Raw genomic sequence first — 19,115 nt, 5'->3', positions numbered from 1 at the left:
GTTGTATTACATTCTTTTTAATTCTTAAGACCCATCCTTTTTAATAAAAAAAAGCGAAGAATCCGTATCGGTTCTCCGCTGCGTCAGCCATTAAATGTAGTAATAACGTTCAAAAAGATGTCTGTGCGGCTAGGCAGCAAAACCTCATAACGAACATATGATCCTTAATATAAAGATATAGAGGAAAACTGTCAGTTAACCAACACTACACCTCCTATTTGGCACCATTATACACTAAAATTATTATTTGTCAATATCTCATTATTCCTGAGAAAGCAAACCCATCTAACCATTTTAATGGGAATAAGGTACAATAATAAGGTTATTAAAAATTTATGTAAGGAGCGATGAGGTGTATATTTTACAAAAGCTGATGAATAGACTTATCGTTATAAATAAGTTTGGAATTTTTTCATTTACCTTTTTTATTGTTATTTTTTCGTCAGTCGTTATGCATCTTTTAGAGCCAAAAACATTCCCCAACTGGTTTGACGCCCTATGGTATGTAATGACTACCGTTACCACGGTCGGTTATGGCGATTATTATCCGGTATCCACTGCAGGAAGAATCTATGCGATATTCATCTTTTTGATCGGTATAGGTATTGCTGGTCTGGCTATTGGAAAACTGGTAGAAGCATTAGGTGCTCATCGTAAACGAAAGGAGGAAGGAAGATTGACTTTTAAAGGAAGAAATCATTTTGTAATTATAGGTTGGTCTGAGAAAGCAAAATATGCTGTTAGTGAAATTATAGAAACACATCCAAACTTAGAAGTCGTTCTTATTGATAATCTATCTGTAACACCGATTACACATCAGAATGTTCACTATATTCAAGGAGATCCATCAATAGAAGAAACGCTCGTACAGGCAAATTTGAAAGAAGCAAAATCTGTACTAGTGTTTTCGGATGATTCGATTCATGATTCAGCTCTTGCTGATGGAAAGACTCTGTTGATCGTAACCTCGGTTGAACGCTTAACTCCTCACATACATAGTACGGTAGAGATAAAAAAAGAGGAGCATATTAAAAACTTTAGGCATGCTAAAGTAGATGAGTTTGTCTTAAGTCATGAAACCGTTTCTCGTATGGCTGTAAGGTCCGCCTTTTCTAAAGGCATTACAGAAATATACACACAACTTCTTTCTCATAAAGAAGGAGAGAATTTATTTGAAGTTCGTAAACGAGCGGAATGGGTAACATATAAAGATGCTTTTGACAGTTTGTTGCAGCAAGGTGCTACACTTATAGCTGATGGTAACGATCTGTCGATTAACAAAAAATTAAAGAAATCGATTCCTGATAATGCACGTCTTTATATTATCTGCAGCAAAGATGTATACGAGTCGATTCTAAAACCATGAGTAATATGACAAGTAAAGAACAAGTTTTTTGAAAGGGTGTTAAAAATGGATCAAATTAATTGGAAAGAACAGGTTGAAAAGAGAAAGAAACAACTTATGGAAGATACAAAAGGGTTGTTGCGGATTCCAAGTCTGCTTGATGAAGAGAATGCAAAAGAAGGAGCTCCTTTTGGCCACGAAATAGAAAAAGCTTTAACGTATATGTTGGATCTTGGAAAAGACAGTGGAATGACCGTTAAGAATGTAGACGGATATGCAGGACACATCGAGATTGGAAATGGAGAAGATATCGTAGGTGTTCTCTGCCATGTTGATGTGGTTCCTCCTGGTGATGGCTGGACTGTAGATCCTTTTGGAGCAGAACTAAAAGATGGAAAGATCTTTGCACGAGGTGCGATCGATGATAAAGGTCCTACAATGGCAGCTTTTTATGGTATGAAGATCATTCAAGAATTAAAGCTTCCGTTATCGAAAAGGGTCCGTATGATTATTGGTTGTGATGAAGAGAGCAACTGGCAATGTGTAAGACATTATTTTACGAAAGAAGAGATGCCAGCGATCGGATTTGCTCCTGATGCAGATTTTCCTATCATCTCTGCGGAAAAAGGAATTTTTGATGTAGAGCTTCGTCTTATAAGCGATCAAGAAGGAGACAAAGATGGACTTCAATTACTTTCCTTTACATCGGGCCAACGTTTAAACATGGTACCAGATTATGCTGAAGCTACAATCCAATGCAGCGATTTAGAGGAAGTACAGCGATTATTTGAAGCATTCGGACAGAAATCTGGAGTAGAATTTAGTGCTCACATCGAAGGTGATGCTTTGACCCTAAAAGTTAAAGGGAAATCGGCACACGGAAGTACACCTGAAATGGGTAAAAATGCGGGACTTATACTAGGTGAATATTTGAACACTCTGTCGTTCACTGGAACGGCCAAATCTTTTCTCAAGTTGTTGGACGAGCTGACGGGAGAGTATACAGGTGATAAATTAAATATCGCAGCAGAAGATGAGGCGAGCGGTAAGCTGACGGTTAATGTTGGAGTCCTCTCGTATAGCGGGACAGAAGGCGGAAAAGTAGGGTTAAACATACGCTATCCGGTTACACATGACAGCAAGAAAATCGAACATACATTATCAACCAGAATCAAGACAGATGATTGGACGATGAGAATCATCGAAAACAATCCACCAAACTATGTAGAAGAAAATCACCCGTTGATTAAAACGCTTCAAAAAGTATACGAAGATCAAACAGGCAAAAAAGGTGAATTGATGGCTATTGGTGGAGGAACTTATGCAAGGTCATTGGAAACAGGAGTTGCATTCGGTGCACTGTTCCCAGGAAGAGAAGATGTGGCTCACCAAAAGGATGAGCACATGTTTGTAGAAGATTTATTTCTTGCTTCTGCCATTTATGCACAAGCCATATACGAACTAGCTAAATAGCAAATAAGAGAGGGTACATCATGAATCATTCGTTCGATCAAACCTCTATCAGTCTAAAAGGCTTTTACCTATTAAGTTTTTTTGGTCTAGGGAGTTTATTTCCGTTATTAGGTGTTTATTTTAAAGACTCAGTAGGTCTCAGCGGGACAGAAATTGGGACCTTAATGTCCATCAGCCCAGTCGTAATGATTTTTGCTCAACCTCTATGGGGTATCGTTACAGATTATTCAAGACGTCCAAGGGCCGTTTTAGTACTTTCTTTACTTCTAACAGCGTGCTTAGGGTTTAGCATCTATCTGTTTGAATCTTATTTTTGGTTAATAGGAATACTTATCGCTTTTTCTTTCATGCAGAGTGCCTTAGTTCCTGTTTCAGATAGTATTCTTTTAAATTACGTACAAAAAGAGAACAAGCAATATGGAAATTACAGGCTTTTTGGAGCAATCGGATTTGCTATAGCCGTATTTATAGCAGGAAGGCTTGCGGATTCTATAGGGACTCAAGTGATCTTCTATATGTTTACTTCTGTTCTTCTTCTTTGTATGTTCTTTGTAATCAAGATGCCAAAAGATAATCAATCGCTCCGAACAGATCTTAGAAAGGGTATTAAACAATTAGTTAGGATGCCTTCTTATTTAGTTTTCCTTTCCGCTACTTTCTTGGTATTTGGTCCTATTTTTGCTAATAATTTTTATTTTGGATTTTACATTCAAGAAACAGGCGGAACTTTGGCTGGTGTTGGACTAGCCTTCTTGATCGCAGCAGGAAGTGAAGCACCATTTATGAAGTTTGCAGGACTCACAATAAAAAGGTGGGGAATGATGCATATTATGGTCTTTGCAGCGTCTGTATCTGCTGTTCGTTGGACGTTTTATTTCTTTGAACCATCGTATCAAATCGTACTGATGACAACAGTTGTACAAGGATTTTCAGTTGGTCTGTTCATTCCAGCAGCTATGGATTATGTACGAACTTATACACCCGTTGAAGTACGAGCAACAGCTGTTTCCTTATACACGGCTGTGGGAAATGGTTTAGGCTCTTGGTTTTGTACGTTCGTAGGCGGGGTGATCTTTGATAAATACACCATCTTTTACACATATTTATTTTTCGGAGTTCTATCATTCATAGGACTGCTCATGGTCTTGATCCTTACAAAGATGGAAGTGCAAGGTCGAATACTGATTCAACGATCTCTGTAAAATTCAAAAGTGCACATTGCTTTTGGCAGTCGCTGAATTCTGTTTCATGCTATTTATAAAAAAGCATCCCGATATTGGGATGCTTTGTGTTTATTCAAACTGAAACAGATCACTTGATAGATACCGTTCTCCAGAATCACACGTAATACAAACTACGATTTCGCCTTTTTTGCGCTTCTCCGCAATTTTTAAAGCCGCATATACAGCAGCTCCTGAAGATGGACCGACCAAGATGCCTTCTTCTGATGCAAGTCGTCTCGTGATCGTATACGCGTCTTCATCGTTTACTTGAACAATCTCATCATAAACACTTTGATTTAAGATGGGCGGAATGAAACCAGGACTCGTTCCTACAAGCTTATGTTTCCCAGGTTTACCTCCAGAAAGAACAGGAGACCCTTTAGGTTCTACCACATGTACAGTTAAATTCGGAAAAAATATTTTAAGCTGTTCACCCGTTCCTGTAATCGTCCCTCCGGTACCAGCAGGTGCGATAAAAGCGGTAAAGGGTTTGTTCAACTCTTCAACGGCTTCTTTAATCTCAATCGCTGTACTTCCTCTATGCGCATCAGGGTTTGAAGGGTTCTCGAATTGCATGGGCATATAGCTGTTAGGAATTTCTTCTGCAAGCTCTCGTGCCTTCTTAATCGCTCCAGGCATCTTTTCATCACCAGGAGTTAGTACAACTTTTGCGCCATATGCCTTTAAAAGATTAATTCTTTCTTCTGTCATCGTATCAGGCATCACAATTATGGAAGAATAACCTCTAGCGGCCGCATTCATAGCGAGTCCGATCCCGGTATTCCCTGATGTTGGTTCGATAATGGTAGAACCTTCTTTTAAGAGACCTTTTTGTTCTGCGTTAATAATCATATTATAGGCAGCTCGGTCTTTCAGGCTTCGACTAGGATTATAATACTCTAGTTTCACATATACATCGGCTCCCTCTTGATGAGGAAGGCGGTTTAACTTTACGATAGGTGTGTCACCGATTAAATCTGCAATATTTGTAACAACTCTCATAAACTGCACTCCTTTTTCTTGCTGAATCAATTATAACAAATAAGTCACGTGTGAAAAAAGCAGATGAATTTATGTATTCTTTGATAAAATAAATGAAGGTGTGTGAGGAATATGCAAAGACATTATTTTTTGGCAGTCAAGCTTCCTGATGAGGCGAAAACCAAGCTTGCAAAAATTTGCAGCGATTTAAAGAACGAACATCATTTTAAAACGTGGGTACACCCTGAAGATTTTCACATCACTTTAGCTTTTTTAGGTGTTGCTTCATCAGAGAAGATTGAAAAACTTCATAAGCTACTAAACGAAAAAATGAATAAAACAGAGAACGTTTTTTCTCTTCAAGTAAACCAATTCGGTTTTTTTGGAAACGAACAGCACCCAAGAATTTTCTGGGCAGGTGTTGAGGATGAACCCTTTTTATATACTCTGCAAAAACAAGTGGCTTATGTATGTGAGAAGGCAGGTTTTCAGCTAGATAAAAGACCTTATGCACCGCATATTACGCTTGCAAGGAAACATATAAAGTCAGCCCATCATTTGGTGGACCCTCAGAAATGGTGGAAACAATATGGTAAAGAGATTCGATTCCATGCAGATCAATTTGTTCTCTATGAAACGCATATAGAGAAACATCCGAAATACCATGTTTTACACTCTTATTCGATATAGAGAGATGAAAAGAGAGGAGATCTAATGGCGCAGCTTGTTAAATTACTTGATTATGTATCCAGATACGAAAACAATTTATATCACTATCAATCGTTATTTACACGAATTAAAGAAAATCGATGGAAAGCATATCAACAACAAAACGAAACAGATCATCTCAAGCGCACGCATCATGAATTTCGCGAAAAATTATTTCATCATCAGATGAATTGGGCGACATCGACTGTGAAAGAAATCTCAAATTGGGATAAAAAGTATCTACACGATAAAACACTAAAGTTACTCATTCAAGGAATTCCTGATAACTACTTTTTGTTCTATGAACCTGTTATTCGAGTGAAAAAAACAGGTGTGGAACTAAATATTATCTTAGTTGGCCCCGCAGAGGTATGGCTGATTGTCTGGATGAATGGGGAGGGAATTTGGCAAGAAGCTGAAAACAAACGTTTCTGGAAGAATGTTCGACACGAGGAGAAAGAAACTGCGTTGAGTCCTTTTATTCGGCTCGAACGTATGCAATCTATAGTACGAGAAGCTTTGGAACCCTTTCAAAAACAGTTGTCTATTAAACCATGCATTATTGCACCCCAAGCATTCATAGATTTTACGAGTGATTGGAGAAGAGTCAGCTATGTAGATAAACGCAATTTTAATGAGTGGCATGCCCTTCTGCAGCAAAACCCAGCCCCCATAAAAGGATTGCAATTAAAGTTTGTGTCTGAACTCCTAAAATTAGGTGTGACAAACTCTCTTTATAGGAAAGATCCGTTATCCAGTGAGTCTGAGTTTCACTTTGAAGGTATTTGAGAGATTTTGTCGAAATACTTTTAAAAACATAGATTGAGGACGCACTGGAATGAAAAAATTTTTCTTTATTATTAATGCAAACAACGCAAAAGCAATTCATACATTTAATCAATTGAAAAAGGTAATGGATGAGGAAAAGATAAGCTATAGAACGTTTTATACGGAGTATAGCGGTCATGCGACAGAAATCGCGAAGAAGATTACATACATAAACAAAGATGATATTAAAGCTGTAATTGCTGTAGGTGGAGACGGTACGATTCACGAGGTTTTAAATGGCATGCAAGAAAATCAAAGCATACCTTTAGGCTTTATATCAGGAGGATCTGGCAATGATATTGTCCGGGTCTTAACGAAAGATGTAAAAGGATTAAAAAAACAGCTTCTTTATCTGAAACGTAACCGAATAGTAAAGACTGATACTGGCAATATTCAACTGGTAGGACGAAGCCATAAAATCCAGTCTTTTATTAGTGCGATTGGTATTGGTCTAGATGGAGAAGTCGCAAAGAGCACAAATGAAGCAGCATATAAAAAGTACCTGCATAAGCTGAAATTAGGTTCACTTGCATATGTTTTTACATTGTTTAAGGTTCTAAAGTTCTATGTGCCTGATTCTATGGAAGTAAAAATTGATGGACAAGAATATGTGTTTAATAAGGTCTGGCTTGTAGCTGTGGGTAACATGCCCTATTATGGAGGGGGTATGAAAATTTGTCCATCAGCTAAGAGTAACGATGGAATCCTAGATGTTTGTGTTGTGCATGATCTATCACTATTTAAACTGTTGTTGCTCTTTATTTCTGTATTTTGGGGTGGCCACGTAAACGTACAAGGAGTTTCACAATTTAAAGGGAAAGAGATTGAGGTTGTTACACGTAGATCTGTAGCGATCCATGCCGATGGTGAGTATAAAGGAACCACTCCTGTTCGTATTAAAGTTCAACCAGGTACGGTTTCAGTTAAAATATAAATTCATAAATGAGTGGGGAATTAAAATGAAATGGACAGATTTTTTTAATATTGCACTTTTTTCATTCCTTTGGGTGATGTTGATCGAAAAGAAGTCTGGTTTGAAAAAATGGATTCTAGATGTAACCAATGAACAGTTAATGATTGGGATTATCGTACCGATCGTTTTTTATGCGGCAATTGTTATTGCAGGAAGAATAATGAAGAATAAGTATTTAAATGCTGAGTGAAGATAAATAAACTTTTTTAGTTATCTTCGCCAAACGTGTGAGGCTGCCTAAAGTAAACCTATCTTACTTTTAGGATGAGTCTCTTTTTTTATATAAAAAAGGAATAACCAATTCATTTTACGTTCAATATGATGTAATAGCGATAAAGAGGGGTGAGTTCAATGAAAAGTGATCACATTTCAATGTCCGCATATTTGGATGATTTTTCTATGATAACGATTGTAGTTAATAAGCCCTTTTCGGTCAGCCCGTCACTTTCATTGGTAGATGATAAAAAGTTGGTTCAGCCGTTAACTATTGATAAACAAGAACATTATCATAATCAAATGATCTATAAATGCAGAACGAGAATGCCGATCGATTTAAAGAACCGTTATTGGGTCACGATTAACGAATCAAGAACCCCTTTAATGATCGGTAGCATTGTACGTACATCAAAGTTCGATAGTCTCTATTATGTTGAAACAAGTCTTGGAGCGATTTACACACCCGAGAGTACAACGTTTAAAGTTTGGTCACCTGTAGCCTTTGCGATGAAACTAAAGTATAAAACTCAACAATCTAATACCTTTATTGAACAAAAAATGTCACGGACCGAAAAAGGAGTTTGGGAAATTACGTTAGAAGGAGATCACCATCTTACAGAATATTTGTTTGTAGTAAACGTAAACCATGAATGGGTAGAAACAACAGATCCGTACTCTAAGTCTGTTACTGCAAATGGTGTATATTCGGTCGTTATTCATCTTCCAGAAACAGACCCTGAAGGATGGAATCGATCAGGAAAAAAGATAAACCTTCGTTCAAAAACAAACAGTATTATTTATGAAGTTCATGTTCGGGATTTAACGATCCATTCTGATAGTGGTGTCGTAAATAAAGGCAAATATTTAGGATTAACAGAAGCAGGAACAAAAACATCCAATGGGTTTCATACAGGTTTGGAATATTTGAAAAGTCTCGGTATCACTCACGTTCAATTGTTGCCCGTAGCAGACTTTGGAAGTGTTGATGAAACAATGCCTGATTCAGCGTACAACTGGGGATATGATCCGGTTCATTTTTTTTCTCCTGAAGGCTCGTATGCAACGAATCCCAGCGATCCCAGTTGCAGGATAAAAGAATTGAAAACATTAATACACACACTCCAACAAAATGGGCTCTCTGTTATTTTCGACGTGGTCTACAACCATGTATATAAAAGAGAGGAATCACCATTTGAAAAACTCGTTCCTGGCTATTTTTTTCGTTATGATAATGGGGGAAACCCGGTTAATGGAACCGGTGTAGGAAATGATACTGCATCGGAAAGAAAAATGATGCGAAAGTTCATCCTAGATGCTTTAACGTATTGGATGATTGAATATAAGGTAGATGGTTTCCGATTTGATCTGATGGGGATTCATGATGTTGAAACGATGAACCTAGCCGCTGAGAAACTAAAATCATTGAATCCTGGTGTCTTTTTGCTTGGAGAAGGTTGGGACTTAAATACGAATTTAGATCCAGAAAAACGAGCTACTCTTTCATCAGCTAAAAAGATGCCTTCCTATTCTTTTTTCAATGATGCTTTTCGGGACCATGTTAAGGGAAGCATCTTTCCTGACGGTCAGAGCGGTTTTATAAATGGTAATCATGATGAACGAATCAAACATCAAATGAAGCACGTGATGAGGGGTTATGCAGGTCAGAATTCAACATTTATCAAACCAGAGCAAAGCATTAATTATTCAGAATGTCATGATAATCATACTTTGTTTGATTTATTGTCTATCCGACATCCATTTGAAGATGAATACATGCGCAGAAAAAGACAACAGCTCGCCTTAGCGTTTACGATCTTTGCCCAAGGTGTTCCATTTATCCATGCTGGGCAAGAATGTTTTCGAACGAAGAAAGGTGAAGAGAACAGCTATAACCTCCCAGACACCATAAATGCGTTTGATTGGAGTCGATGTGAATCTTTTCAAAAAGAAGTTGATTATTTCAAACAGCTGATTAGGATAAGGAAATCACAGCCTATCTTCCTTGAAAGCTCAGCTGAGCTTTCGGAATGGATAGTCCCAGATGGCAGTCTCGGATTTAAGTTGCACCTACCAACCACCGATATAAAAAAGGATACTTCATATTGGAATAATGCTTTATTACTTTTTAACCAAACGACTAAACCGATATTAATCCGGTTAGAAAAAAACACATGGAGGTTAGCGATTGAAGATGAAAAATACTATAATCGGCTAATCGACGAAGATCTATATAAATTAGAACCATTATCTTTTTCTTTGTTATATTCTGTTTAGGATTGTAAAGAATCAAGAATCAAGTGCTTTTCTTGATTTTTTGTGTTAAAATAATGACTTCGCAGTAATTTAATTTGATACGGAAAAGCTATTAATTTTTGAATGAACAACTAATAAAAAACGGATTTCTTAACTAGACAAGAAGGTGAACATTTTGGAACAGATTTTGGGAGAAGATTGGCAGGTTTCCCCTGCTGGCGGAGCAACGGGAGAAGCATATATAGCTGAATATGGGAACCAAAAACTGTTTTTAAAGCGTAATTCCTCTCCGTTTTTAGCTGTTCTTTCTGCTGAAGGAATTGTTCCTAAACTTTTATGGACAAAAAGGTTAGGTAATGGAGATGTAATCACAGCTCAACAATGGCTAAACGGACGTGAACTGAAAGCAGCAGATATGAAAAGTGAGAATGTTGCAGAACTTCTGGCAAAAATTCATCGATCTCAAGAACTGCTTGGCATGATGAATCGACTCGAGAAAAAAAGATTAACGCCTGTTGACCTTTTAAACGATATACAATTGCAGATGCGTAAAGAAAAAGATTATTTAGAAATCATTAATGATTCCTTTGCTTATTTAATGGAGACTGCCTCTGAAGTTGCAGTTGATAATTTAGTTGTATGTCATTGTGATGTGAATCATAACAATTGGCTGTTAAGTGAATCGGATGAATTATACTTGATCGATTGGGACGGAGCGATGATAGCTGATCCTGCTCTTGATCTTGGAATGCTTCTCTATAGCTATATTCCTTACGAAAAATGGGAAGAATGGCTTGAAATTTATGGGGAAACACTCGATGATGACTTAGAAAGAAGAATGCATTGGTATGTTTTGGCACAAACGATAAGCTCTTTTTTCTGGTATAAAGAAAAAGGACAGTCTAAAGAGACTGCCCATTTTGCAGAAAGTATTAAGAAACTTGCGGGTTCCATCTAATTTTGACATTATATAAGATCATCTGACACTATTTCCTAGGGAATAGTGTCTTAATATGGATGATGCGTTTGAATCGTGTTGATCCATGATTCTAAGTGTGGGCGATGATTCGTAATATGCTCTTCTAGATGCTGGTGTGAAAAGCCGGTGTGGCTATATTCATTTATGTTGGACAGGATATTCCTTACTTCTTCATGAACAGCGCCGTTCTCCAATAAATGTGCAGCAAGACGTTCTAATTGAGCACATTCGGATGGTGAACCAGCACAATCGGTGTAATGGTCTTGAAGAAGATCTCTGATGATATGCAATTGATCGTTGTGATTTAATGGCATTTTCGCTGCACATCCTTTCATTGCATAGCTTATGGATTATGCTGAAAAAATATCCTTCGTTCAATATTTGAAAGTAAACGAAATTTTATATAAAAGTGAAAAAAGTGGGGAGAAAATATGCGTCAACGATTTAAGCCTTGGGCTAAAGACAAATTAATTGAAAATCCTAAATATGTTTCAGTTGAACCAGAAAAGATGAAAGGGAAGTGGCATTCTTTTTTTGGCAACGATAACCCGATTCATATTGAAGTTGGAACAGGTAAGGGACAATTTATTAATGGGATGGGTAAACAAAATCCTTCAATAAATTATTTAGGCATGGAGCTTTATGATAGCATCATTATTACCGCGCTAGACCGCATACTTGAAGACGAAAAACCAAATGTTAAACTAATCAGAGCAGATGCTTCACATTTACTTGATTATTTTGAGCCAGGAGAAATTGAACGTGTTTATCTTAATTTTTCAGATCCATGGCCAAAATCTAAACATGCTAAAAGAAGATTAACTCATGAAAGTTTTCTTAAGAGATACGAGACGGTTTTAAAAAAGCCAGGTGAAATTCATTTCAAGACTGATAATCAAAGGTTGTTTGAATATTCACTTCATAGTATGTCAACTTACGGTATGTTCTTCAATCTCGTAAGTCTTGATCTTCATAATAGTGATATGGAAGATAACATCATGACTGAATATGAAGAGAAATTCTCTGAAAAAGGATTTAGAATCTACCGTATGGAAGCACAATTTCGTTCATAAAAACCCAAGCATATGCTTGGGTTTTTTCTTTTCATACGATCTCTGTTTCTTATGATACACTTGTAGGGAGATCGGAATAGAAAGGAGAAAGAATATGGATCAGTGGAAAATCGGAACGAAAACTCTGACCTGGTTGGACGGCGGGGTTACTCATATGGACGGCGGTGCTATGTTTGGAGTCGTTCCAAAGCCTTTGTGGGTAAGAAAATACCCTGTTAACGACAATAATCAGATCGAACTAAGAACAGAGCCTATTCTTGTGCAAGGGTATGAAGGAAAGAACATATTGATCGAGTCTGGAATCGGTTTTGGGAAATTAACAGAAAAACAAAAAAGAAACTATGGAGTTACCGAAGAATCGCTTATTGAAAAAAGTTTAGAAAAAGAGGGTTTAACAACTGCTGATATTGATATTATTCTCATGACACATATGCACTTTGATCACGCCTCTGGGTTGACGCGATGGGAAGATGATCAGTTAGTGCCTGTATTTGAAAACGCTGTTATTTACACCTCTGAAACAGAATGGAATGAGCTAAAGAATCCAAATATCAGGTCTCAGAATACATATTGGAAAGAAAATTGGGAACCTATTCAAGAACAAGTAAAGACGTTTAAAGAAGAGATAGAAGTTATAAAAGGTATTAGAATGGTTCATACAGGAGGCCATAGTGATGGGCATTCACTGATCGAGCTTACAACAGAGAATGGCGAAAAAATCTATCACATCGGTGATATCATGCCTACTCATGCACATCATAATCCATTATGGGTATTGGCTTATGATGATTATCCTATGACTTCGATCCATCAAAAACAAAAATGGATTAAGCCTGACACATGGTATTTCTTTTATCATGATTGTATTTATAGGGCTGTTAAGTGGGATGAGAAGGGTGAAATGTTAGAAAGAGTACCACGCTCACCAAAAATGTAGAAAAACCGTCACATATTTTCCATTTTCAAGTGAATGTCGAAATCGACAGGATATGTTAAAATATGAGAGGCATGTAATGATGAACTTTATTTATATCTTAAGAGTGAAATGAGAGGGGATTTAAAAATGAAAAAACAGTTAGTTGCCATTTTTACCGTTCTAGCACTGTTTTTATCCATTGGTACTTCTGCATCTGCAGAGCAAGCTACAGATGAAATGAAAAAGACCATTGAAAAGGGAATTGAAAGTGAGCACAAAGATTTAAAAAAGGGTTCACTCACATTAACAGACATCGAGACTTATCCAAACCAAGATTCGAAATTAGACGCATCTGAAGTAACAGTTGCTATTGCTAACTATGACACGGTAAGAGATAATATCTTTTACTTCGATCACACAGAAGTTGTCTTCTATGATGCTGACAAAAATGAACTTTTAGCTGAGGCTGCTGTAGCTAAGGCGAATTCTCAAATTAAAGATTATAAAAAAGCACACGAGTCAGACCTTGGAACTCATATGGACTGGATCGTTGTTACTGCACTATTATTCTTTCTGATCCTTGTTCCATTATTCATCTTAGCGGTTTGGGAGAAGCGTCAATATCTTACTACGAAATTTAAGATCGACAACAACCTTTACGACCAAACAAACATATATCGATAATCTTCATAGGAAAGCCCTTAGGAAAGTGACCTAAGGGCTTTTTTACTTATGTTCCTTTAAAAACGCCGTTTTTTAACTCCTTGTCACCTTTGAATGTTGATATGAGTGTAAAGCGAGCAGCCTGAAAAGGAAATCAACACTTCCTTAAACAACGAAATCTAAAAAAATGCCTTTATTTTTGTATGAGATCCAATAGACTTCCCGTTGAAGCATCTATTAAAAATTCAAAATGAGATGTTTCTGTTCCGGGTGATGAGTTTGAGAAACCACCTTTATAAACAGAGTATGGTAGACCATGTACATACTTTTCTTCTGCTTTAACCATGATCCATGCACCAGAGATTCTGTAATGTTCACTTGCTTTTTCTTTCAATTGTTTTAACGCTTTTTCGGGTGTGATGGTCTCTGTCTGCTTTTTTGTAACAACATAACCGATTGCAGCACCTGTCAGGCCTGCTAGAATCAGGTTTCTCCAATTCATTCGTATTCCCACCTTATGTAAGTTCATTTTCAAATCGTATTGGTTCTTCTTAAACAGTATAACAAAGAAAAGCCTTCTTTTTCTTGTGCTTTTTTGATAAGATACTCTTGATAAAGATGGAGGGTTCGAAATTCCCACCCCTCTTAAAACAAAACTAGGGAGCGTGAAGAATGAACATTTACACTCTCTGCGTTTTTAGCAGAGTTTTTTTGTTTTCGTGCTCCACTTGAAAGGATGAACAGGAATGACTTATAAAATTCCAACAGATGTTCAAATACTTGGTCGTGACATTAAGAGCGAGCAATTAAAGTATCATAATAAACGAGTTGCCGTGTGCAAAGAGTTTACGTTTGATGCAGCACATCATCTGCATTGCTATGATGGAAAATGTAAGAATCTCCACGGTCACACATACAAACTCGTAATCACAATGAGTGGCTTTGTGAATTCGATCGGCATTGCCGTTGATTTTGGAGAGATCAAAGAGATTTTTAAATCAGCTATAGACAGCAAATTAGATCATCAATACTTAAATGAAGTTCTTCCTCCGATGAATACAACTGCTGAGAATATGATCGTTTGGATTTGGGAACAAATCGACCTGCAACTGAACGACAGAGGACTAAGTGACCAAGGTCACAGGATAGAAGAACTTAAATTATATGAGACACCTACTAGCTATGCAGTAATGAAAAGAGAATGGATGGTGGAAAATGATGTTTGATCTGCCGTCTAGAGACATTTGGAAGCACTGGAAAGTTCCTATGGTCGAAATCTTTGAAACAGTAGAAGGTGAAGGACTACAAGCTGGGTATCCAACGGTTTTTGTACGCGTTTTTCATTGCAATCTTCGCTGTACGTGGTGTGATACAACATACAGTTATGCACCTGCTAAACCAGAATTTGAAGCTACAATAGAAGAGATCGTGAATAGGGTCAAGTCGTTTCGATCGCAACGAATCTGTTTTACTGGTGGAGAACCTTTAATACATCGAGAAAAATCAGCTGCCTTGCTTTTAGCGATGGCTGACTTAGAACATATTGTCGATATTCACATTGAAACGAACGGAGCTATCGATCTACAGCCATTTGAGCAATTGCGCAACTCTCACCATGATCTACAAAAAAAGATGAGATTTGTGATGGATTATAAGCTCCCAGCTTCTGGTGAGATGGACAGAATGCACATGGAAAACTTCAAAGAGCTTCAGCATCAAGACGAGATCAAATTCGTTGTTGGATCAGAGAACGATTTTGAAATTACGAAACAAGTGGTCTCTGAACATTACAGAAATGGTCAGATCTCTGTAAGCCCAGTTTGGGAAAGCATGCCTCCAAGGCGTCTTGTTGAACTTCTATTAGAGAATCCACTCCCAAATGCAAAGCTCAGTCTTCAACTGCATAAAGTGATTTGGCATCCAGAAGAGAGAGGGGTTTAACCATGAACAAAAAAGCGGTTATTGTTTTAAGCGGAGGACTTGATAGCACAACTTGCATGGGGATCGCAAAAGCGGAAGGATATGACCTGTACCCGATTACTTTTCACTATGGACAACGCCATAATCGAGAAGTTGAACAAGCGGTCGAAGTCGGCAAGTACTATGGTGTAGCAGACCATAGAATTGTAGACCTCACCTTTTTAAAAGATATAGGTGGAAGTGCACTAACCGATGAAGAGGTAGAAGTTCCAACTGAGGCAGAAGAAGGGATTCCTGTAACTTACGTACCTGCAAGAAACATGATTTTCTTATCGCTCGCAAGCGCTTATGCAGAAGTAATCGGAGCTACAGCCGTTTATACAGGCGTTTCGGCGGTTGACTATAGCGGGTATCCAGATTGCCGTCCTGAATTCATTCAGAGCATGGAGGAAACGATTAATCTAGCAACAAAAGCGGGTGTGACAGGCAAAAACATTACCGTAGAAACACCATTGATCTCTCTGTCTAAAAAGGAGACGATTGAAAAAGGTCTTTCTCTTGAAGTACCATATGATCTAACAACTTCTTGCTACAATGGGAAAGAAGCAGCTTGCGGACAGTGTGACAGCTGTGTTCTACGTTTAAAAGGTTTTAAAGAAGCTGGCGCAGCAGATCCAATCGCTTACGAAATCTAGAACATTCATAAGTATAGAAAACCCCTTCTTTTTAGGTGTACAATAAAAATGTACATGTGACTAATTAGAAGGGGTTGTTTTTATATGAATAAAGAAACACTCGACTTGTTTAAAACATTGACTGAATTGCCTGGTGCTCCAGGTTTTGAAAGAGATGTTCGTAAGTTTGTCCGTAAAGAGATCGAACCTGTATCAGATGAAATTATTCAAGATGGTCTTGGCAGCATCTTTGGTGTGAAAAAAGGAAACGGTCCAAAGATTATGGTAGCGGGGCACATGGATGAAGTCGGTTTCATGGTTACAAAGGTTACGAAGAACGGTATGCTTAAATTTCAAGAGTTGGGTGGCTGGTGGAGCCAAGTTCTATTAGCTCAACGCGTAAATATTTACACAGATAAAGGTGATGTTATAACAGGTATTATCGGCTCGACTCCGCCTCACCTTCTTTCTGAAGATCAGCGTAACAGACCGATGGGTATTAAGAATATGTACATAGATATTGGCGCAGATAACGATCAAGAAGTTCATAACCTAGGTGTAAGGCCGGGGCAGCAAATCGTTCCAATCTGTCCGTTTACACAGATGGCCAATCCGAAGAAAATCATGGCGAAAGCATGGGACAATCGATACGGTGTCGGTTTAGCGATCGAATTATTAAAAGAATTAAAAGATGAAACGTTGCCTAACGAATTGTATAGTGGAGCTACTGTTCAAGAAGAAGTTGGACTGAGAGGTTCAAAAACGGCAGCGAACTTGATTCAACCTGACCTGTTTTTTGCATTAGACGCAAGTCCGGCGAATGACATGATGGGGGATAAAAGTGAATTTGGACAACTTGGAAAAGGTGCGCTGTTAAGAATTCTAGATAGAACGATGGTAACTCACCGTGGTATGAGAGAATATATCCTAGATACAGCTGAAACGCATAAAATTCCCTACCAGTATTTCATCTCACAAGGCGGAACAGATGCAGGAAGTGTTCATGTCTCCGGAAATGGTGTGCCTTCTGCAGTGATTGGAATCTGTTCTCGTTATATTCACACGCATGCTTCTATGATCCATATAGATGATTATGCTGCTGCAAAAGAATTGCTAATAAGGCTTGTTAAAACAGCAGATGAATCCACATTAAGAACGATCTTAGAAAACAGCTGAGGATGAGCGTGTGATGAAAATTGGAATAGGGTCATCTAATCCTGCAAAAATAAAAGCAGCTCAGCCCTTTATAGCGTATTTTGAGGAATCTGAACTCGTATCCTACTCTTCTGATTCATTGGTTTCGGCTCAGCCTTTTTCTGATGAAGAAACCAAGATCGGTGCTATCAACCGTGCGAAAGATTGTGTAAAGCAAGGGGCAGACATCGGTATTGGTTTTGAAGGCGGTGTTATGGAGCTTGAAGATGGAATGTATCTATGTAACTGGGGAGCGGTGGCTGACCAAGAGGGAAACGTTCTTTCAGCCGCAGGAGCTCGTATCTTGCTGCCTTCATTGATCGTAACAGGTCTTAAGCAGGGGAAGGAACTTGGAACATTGATGGGTGAGTTAACAAGAGACCCTGAGATCAGAAAAAAGGATGGAGCGATAGGTGTCTTCACCAGTGGTATGCTGTCTCGAAGTGAGATGTTTCTGCATATTTCCACGATCCTTCTAGGGCAATATATATATAATGTGAACAAATGAAAAGTGTAAACGAAAATGCATTTTGTAAGCTTATTATCAAGGTTGTTAGATAAGGTTTGTATACCTTATCTAACAGCCTTTTTGTATGAATGTAAATAATCAGGGGAAATTAGAAACAAAAAAAGTAAGGCGGATTTTGACTTTGAACGCAAACGGAAAAAGAAGAATGATTATTTATGGTATTCTCATCGTTTTAAGTGTAGTTTGGATCTTATATGTAGTTACACCACCGGATGGTACAGCAGAGAAGGCTTTTCTTATAAAAGAAAATAGTGATTTTAAAACGATATCCAAGCATCTAGAAGAAAAAGAAATTATTAAAAGTCCTCTTTTATTCTCCATTTATGCATCAGTTACGGGGATGAAGAGTAAAGTTGTACCAGGAGAACATACGATTAAACAGGGAAAAGGTTATAGAGAGATTCTTCAAGATCTTTCTACATTGGAAAATGAATCAGAAGCTATGGAAGTGATCATTCCAGAGGGATTAACTGTTCTAGAGATTGCCGATCGATTAAACAAGTCAAAAATTGTGGATAGAAACCAGTTTCTTGAAGCAGCAAGAGCGTGGAATACACTAACTGAAAAACAACAAAAACAATTAGGAATAAATAAGAAAGTAAAAAAAACAAATATAAAATTTGCTGTGGAGGGACTTCTTTTTCCAGACACGTATTATTTTGAAAAGAACATGAAAGCAGACGATGTTATTCATCAAATGACGGAAAGAATGGTCGAAGAAACGAAGAAAATAACAATCCATACAAACCAAACTCCATATGAAATGATCACGTTGGCTTCTATTATTGAGAAGGAAGCTTTATTGAACGAAGAGAAGCGCAGAATTGCTGGTGTTTTTGTCAATCGTTTAGAAGAAGGGAAGAAGCTGCAATCATGTTCCACCGTTCAATACTTGCTTGAAAAACCTAAAGCAACCCTGAAAAGAAGAGACCTCAAAATTCAAAGTCCCTATAATACCTATATTAATAAGGGTTTGCCGCCTGGACCGATATCAAGTCCGGATCTTCCCTCATTAAAAGCTGCGGCAGATCCTGAAGAACACGATTATTTTTACTTTGTTGCAAAACAGGACGGTACATGGAGTCATTTCTTTTCAAAAACATATAAAGAACATCGAAAATATACACAATTGAGTGGCAATTATTAAACCCGGTGAGTGATCACCGG

The 19,115-nt window shown here is 37.8% G+C and carries 21 protein-coding genes; 18 read left to right on the top strand and 3 right to left on the bottom strand.

Features of this window, described 5'->3' with window-relative positions:
• The first annotated feature begins 313 nt into the window (after window positions 1-313).
• Genes ACNJYY_RS16125 through ACNJYY_RS16115 form a run of 3 tightly spaced genes read left to right on the top strand, consistent with a single transcriptional unit; the run spans window position 314 to window position 4,020 of the window.
• Entirely contained in the window at window positions 314-1,366 is a 1,053-nt protein-coding gene (locus ACNJYY_RS16125) for an ion channel (RefSeq protein WP_416731895.1), read from the top strand.
• A gap of 45 nt (window positions 1,367-1,411) precedes the next feature.
• On the top strand, window positions 1,412-2,818 hold the full coding sequence (gene pepV, locus ACNJYY_RS16120; RefSeq protein ID WP_416729286.1) for a dipeptidase PepV: 1,407 nt from the start codon (window positions 1,412-1,414) through the stop codon (window positions 2,816-2,818).
• 20 nt (window positions 2,819-2,838) lie between these two features.
• Entirely contained in the window at window positions 2,839-4,020 is a 1,182-nt protein-coding gene (locus tag ACNJYY_RS16115) for an MFS transporter (RefSeq protein ID WP_416729285.1), read from the top strand.
• Between the two features lie 90 nt (window positions 4,021-4,110).
• On the opposite strand, the gene cysK is transcribed toward ACNJYY_RS16115, so the two are convergent.
• On the bottom strand, window positions 4,111-5,043 hold the full coding sequence (cysK, locus tag ACNJYY_RS16110) for a cysteine synthase A (protein ID WP_416729284.1): 933 nt from the start codon (window positions 5,041-5,043) through the stop codon (window positions 4,111-4,113).
• A 111-nt stretch (window positions 5,044-5,154) separates the two neighbouring features.
• Here cysK and thpR point away from each other — a divergent pair, with 111 nt between their 5' ends.
• From thpR to ACNJYY_RS16080, 6 genes are all read left to right on the top strand, one after another.
• On the top strand, window positions 5,155-5,712 hold the full coding sequence (gene thpR, locus ACNJYY_RS16105; protein WP_416729283.1) for an RNA 2',3'-cyclic phosphodiesterase: 558 nt from the start codon (window positions 5,155-5,157) through the stop codon (window positions 5,710-5,712).
• A 24-nt stretch (window positions 5,713-5,736) separates the two neighbouring features.
• On the top strand, window positions 5,737-6,519 hold the full coding sequence (locus tag ACNJYY_RS16100; RefSeq protein ID WP_416729282.1) for a hypothetical protein: 783 nt from the start codon (window positions 5,737-5,739) through the stop codon (window positions 6,517-6,519).
• A 49-nt stretch (window positions 6,520-6,568) separates the two neighbouring features.
• Window positions 6,569-7,492 carry a diacylglycerol/lipid kinase family protein gene (locus ACNJYY_RS16095; RefSeq protein ID WP_416729281.1) on the top strand — a complete coding sequence of 308 codons (924 nt, stop codon included), beginning with the start codon at window positions 6,569-6,571 and terminating at the stop codon, window positions 7,490-7,492.
• Window positions 7,493-7,517: 25 nt separating this feature from the next.
• On the top strand, window positions 7,518-7,721 hold the full coding sequence (locus ACNJYY_RS16090; protein ID WP_416729280.1) for a hypothetical protein: 204 nt from the start codon (window positions 7,518-7,520) through the stop codon (window positions 7,719-7,721).
• 161 nt (window positions 7,722-7,882) lie between these two features.
• Window positions 7,883-10,021 (top strand): type I pullulanase, encoded by a 2,139-nt coding sequence (gene pulA, locus ACNJYY_RS16085; RefSeq protein WP_416729279.1) that lies wholly within the window; start codon window positions 7,883-7,885, stop codon window positions 10,019-10,021.
• Between the two features lie 154 nt (window positions 10,022-10,175).
• Window positions 10,176-10,958, top strand: a complete 783-nt coding sequence (locus ACNJYY_RS16080) for a phosphotransferase (protein WP_416729278.1) — start codon at window positions 10,176-10,178, stop codon at window positions 10,956-10,958.
• A 50-nt stretch (window positions 10,959-11,008) separates the two neighbouring features.
• On the opposite strand, the gene ACNJYY_RS16075 is transcribed toward ACNJYY_RS16080, so the two are convergent.
• The gene (locus ACNJYY_RS16075; RefSeq protein ID WP_186320458.1) at window positions 11,009-11,293 is read right to left on the bottom strand and encodes a YtzH-like family protein; all 285 of its coding nucleotides are present in this window, start codon (window positions 11,291-11,293) and stop codon (window positions 11,009-11,011) included.
• 117 nt (window positions 11,294-11,410) lie between these two features.
• Between ACNJYY_RS16075 and trmB the strand changes: the two genes are divergently transcribed.
• The 3 genes from trmB (at window position 11,411) to ACNJYY_RS16060 (ending at window position 13,652) form a co-directional block, all read left to right on the top strand.
• Window positions 11,411-12,052, top strand: a complete 642-nt coding sequence (gene trmB / locus ACNJYY_RS16070; protein ID WP_416729277.1) for a tRNA (guanosine(46)-N7)-methyltransferase TrmB — start codon at window positions 11,411-11,413, stop codon at window positions 12,050-12,052.
• A gap of 94 nt (window positions 12,053-12,146) precedes the next feature.
• Window positions 12,147-12,989 carry a YtnP family quorum-quenching lactonase gene (locus ACNJYY_RS16065; RefSeq protein ID WP_416729276.1) on the top strand — a complete coding sequence of 281 codons (843 nt, stop codon included), beginning with the start codon at window positions 12,147-12,149 and terminating at the stop codon, window positions 12,987-12,989.
• Between the two features lie 126 nt (window positions 12,990-13,115).
• Window positions 13,116-13,652 carry a hypothetical protein gene (locus ACNJYY_RS16060; protein WP_416729275.1) on the top strand — a complete coding sequence of 179 codons (537 nt, stop codon included), beginning with the start codon at window positions 13,116-13,118 and terminating at the stop codon, window positions 13,650-13,652.
• Between the two features lie 172 nt (window positions 13,653-13,824).
• Here the strand turns inward: ACNJYY_RS16060 and ACNJYY_RS16055 are convergent, their stop codons facing one another.
• The gene (locus ACNJYY_RS16055) at window positions 13,825-14,133 is read right to left on the bottom strand and encodes a PepSY domain-containing protein (RefSeq protein WP_416729274.1); all 309 of its coding nucleotides are present in this window, start codon (window positions 14,131-14,133) and stop codon (window positions 13,825-13,827) included.
• Window positions 14,134-14,377: 244 nt separating this feature from the next.
• Here ACNJYY_RS16055 and queD point away from each other — a divergent pair, with 244 nt between their 5' ends.
• The 6 genes from queD to mltG all read left to right on the top strand — a co-directional run bounded on the left by queD (window position 14,378) and on the right by mltG (window position 19,095).
• Window positions 14,378-14,857, top strand: coding sequence for a 6-carboxytetrahydropterin synthase QueD (gene queD / locus ACNJYY_RS16050; RefSeq protein ID WP_144698545.1), 480 nt, complete (start codon window positions 14,378-14,380; stop codon window positions 14,855-14,857).
• Window positions 14,847-15,572, top strand: a complete 726-nt coding sequence (locus ACNJYY_RS16045; protein ID WP_416729273.1) for a 7-carboxy-7-deazaguanine synthase QueE — start codon at window positions 14,847-14,849, stop codon at window positions 15,570-15,572. Before queD ends, ACNJYY_RS16045 begins: the two co-directional genes overlap by 11 nt.
• A 2-nt stretch (window positions 15,573-15,574) precedes the next feature.
• Entirely contained in the window at window positions 15,575-16,246 is a 672-nt protein-coding gene (gene queC, locus ACNJYY_RS16040; RefSeq protein ID WP_416729272.1) for a 7-cyano-7-deazaguanine synthase QueC, read from the top strand.
• A gap of 84 nt (window positions 16,247-16,330) precedes the next feature.
• Window positions 16,331-17,401 carry a M42 family metallopeptidase gene (locus tag ACNJYY_RS16035; protein ID WP_416729271.1) on the top strand — a complete coding sequence of 357 codons (1,071 nt, stop codon included), beginning with the start codon at window positions 16,331-16,333 and terminating at the stop codon, window positions 17,399-17,401.
• Window positions 17,402-17,414: 13 nt separating this feature from the next.
• On the top strand, window positions 17,415-17,927 hold the full coding sequence (locus ACNJYY_RS16030) for a DUF84 family protein (RefSeq protein ID WP_416729270.1): 513 nt from the start codon (window positions 17,415-17,417) through the stop codon (window positions 17,925-17,927).
• Window positions 17,928-18,069: 142 nt separating this feature from the next.
• A complete protein-coding gene (gene mltG, locus ACNJYY_RS16025; protein ID WP_416729269.1) occupies window positions 18,070-19,095 on the top strand; it encodes an endolytic transglycosylase MltG in 1,026 nt (341 codons plus the stop codon).
• Window positions 19,096-19,115 lie beyond the last annotated feature (20 nt).

Source organism: Fictibacillus tiangongensis (assembly GCF_048083785.1).
Taxonomy (GTDB): Bacteria; Bacillota; Bacilli; order Bacillales; family Fictibacillaceae; genus Fictibacillus.
This window is presented reverse-complemented; position numbering and strand designations above follow the sequence as displayed.

What these genes read in the sequence shown, in the direction of transcription:
- ACNJYY_RS16115 (WP_416729285.1), top strand. Translation starts at nt 2,839, where the DNA reads ATGAATCATTCGTTCGATCAAACCTCTATCAGTCTAAAAGGCTTTTAC.
- ACNJYY_RS16035 (WP_416729271.1), top strand. Translation starts at nt 16,331, where the DNA reads ATGAATAAAGAAACACTCGACTTGTTTAAAACATTGACTGAATTGCCT.
- queC (WP_416729272.1), top strand. Translation starts at nt 15,575, where the DNA reads ATGAACAAAAAAGCGGTTATTGTTTTAAGCGGAGGACTTGATAGCACA.
- ACNJYY_RS16055 (WP_416729274.1), bottom strand. Translation starts at nt 14,133, where the DNA reads ATGAATTGGAGAAACCTGATTCTAGCAGGCCTGACAGGTGCTGCAATC.
- ACNJYY_RS16065 (WP_416729276.1), top strand. Translation starts at nt 12,147, where the DNA reads ATGGATCAGTGGAAAATCGGAACGAAAACTCTGACCTGGTTGGACGGC.
- queD (WP_144698545.1), top strand. Translation starts at nt 14,378, where the DNA reads ATGACTTATAAAATTCCAACAGATGTTCAAATACTTGGTCGTGACATT.
- pepV (WP_416729286.1), top strand. Translation starts at nt 1,412, where the DNA reads ATGGATCAAATTAATTGGAAAGAACAGGTTGAAAAGAGAAAGAAACAA.
- cysK (WP_416729284.1), bottom strand. Translation starts at nt 5,043, where the DNA reads ATGAGAGTTGTTACAAATATTGCAGATTTAATCGGTGACACACCTATC.
- thpR (WP_416729283.1), top strand. Translation starts at nt 5,155, where the DNA reads ATGCAAAGACATTATTTTTTGGCAGTCAAGCTTCCTGATGAGGCGAAA.
- ACNJYY_RS16060 (WP_416729275.1), top strand. Translation starts at nt 13,116, where the DNA reads ATGAAAAAACAGTTAGTTGCCATTTTTACCGTTCTAGCACTGTTTTTA.
- ACNJYY_RS16075 (WP_186320458.1), bottom strand. Translation starts at nt 11,293, where the DNA reads ATGCCATTAAATCACAACGATCAATTGCATATCATCAGAGATCTTCTT.
- ACNJYY_RS16090 (WP_416729280.1), top strand. Translation starts at nt 7,518, where the DNA reads ATGAAATGGACAGATTTTTTTAATATTGCACTTTTTTCATTCCTTTGG.
- pulA (WP_416729279.1), top strand. Translation starts at nt 7,883, where the DNA reads ATGAAAAGTGATCACATTTCAATGTCCGCATATTTGGATGATTTTTCT.
- ACNJYY_RS16095 (WP_416729281.1), top strand. Translation starts at nt 6,569, where the DNA reads ATGAAAAAATTTTTCTTTATTATTAATGCAAACAACGCAAAAGCAATT.
- ACNJYY_RS16100 (WP_416729282.1), top strand. Translation starts at nt 5,737, where the DNA reads ATGGCGCAGCTTGTTAAATTACTTGATTATGTATCCAGATACGAAAAC.
- trmB (WP_416729277.1), top strand. Translation starts at nt 11,411, where the DNA reads ATGCGTCAACGATTTAAGCCTTGGGCTAAAGACAAATTAATTGAAAAT.
- ACNJYY_RS16045 (WP_416729273.1), top strand. Translation starts at nt 14,847, where the DNA reads ATGATGTTTGATCTGCCGTCTAGAGACATTTGGAAGCACTGGAAAGTT.
- ACNJYY_RS16030 (WP_416729270.1), top strand. Translation starts at nt 17,415, where the DNA reads ATGAAAATTGGAATAGGGTCATCTAATCCTGCAAAAATAAAAGCAGCT.